1 pseudogene is annotated in these 1,127 nt (G+C 72.4%); it reads left to right on the forward strand.

The features are described 5' to 3' along the window. A pseudogene (locus V7E46_RS33665) lies at positions 1-1,127 on the forward strand (CurL C-terminal domain-containing protein); the annotation flags it as partial.

Below are 1,127 nucleotides of genomic sequence, written 5' to 3' on the forward strand. Positions count from 1 at the left end.
ATGGTCCGTCGCAGCAGCGGGTGATCCGGCAGGCGCTGGCGGCGGCGGGTCTGTCCACGTCGGACGTCGATGTGGTCGAGGCGCACGGTACGGGTACGCGGCTGGGCGATCCGATCGAGGCGCAGGCGGTGCTGGCGACGTACGGTCAGGACCGGCCCGCGGATCGGCCGTTGTGGCTGGGGTCGTTGAAGTCGAACATCGGGCACGCCCAGGCCGCTGCCGGCGTGGCGAGCGTGATCAAGATGGTGATGGCCNGGATCGGCCGTTGTGGCTGGGGTCGTTGAAGTCGAACATCGGGCACGCCCAGGCCGCTGCCGGCGTGGCGAGCGTGATCAAGATGGTGATGGCCTTGCAGCACGGGGTGCTGCCCAAGACGCTGCACGTTGCCGAGCCGACCACCCAGGTCGACTGGACCCAGGGCGAGGTGCGGCTGCTGACCGAGTCCGTCCCGTGGCCGGAGAACGGGCACCCGCGACGTGCCGGGGTGTCCGCGTTCGGCGTCAGCGGCACCAACGCGCACCTCATCCTCGAAGCGCCCGCCGGCGCCGGATCCGGACAGGGCGCCCCGCCCGCGGAGCCGTCCGGCGTCGGCGACTTCGCCGCGGACGCTGTCGTGCCGTTGGTGCTCTCGGGCAAGACGGAGGGCGCACTGCGGGCTCAGGCGGCCCGGCTGCTGGAGCACTGGGAGCGGCACCCGTCGCTGCGTCCGGTGGACGTGGGGTGGTCGTTGGTGGGTTCGAGGGCGGTGTTCGACCACCGGTTGGTGGTGGTGGGTGCCGACCGGGAGGAGCTGTTGGCGGGTTTGCGTGCGGCGGCCGGTGGGCGGCCTTGGCCGGGTGTGGCCCGGGGTGTGGCCGGCTCGGGTGGTGGTGTGGTGTTCGTGTTCCCGGGGCAGGGTGCGCAGTGGGTGGGGATGGGCCGGGAGTNGTTCGACCACCGGTTGGTGGTGGTGGGTGCCGACCGGGAGGAGCTGTTGGCGGGTTTGCGTGCGGCGGCCGGTGGGCGGCCTTGGCCGGGTGTGGCCCGGGGTGTGGCCGGCTCGGGTGACGCAGTGGTGTTCGTGTTCCCGGGTCAGGGTGCGCAGTGGGTGGGGATGGGCCGGGAGTTGCTGGTTTCGTCGCCGGTGT

Source organism: Streptomyces sp. IBSBF 2435 (genome assembly GCF_036815005.1).
Lineage (GTDB): Bacteria > Actinomycetota > Actinomycetes > Streptomycetales > Streptomycetaceae > Actinacidiphila.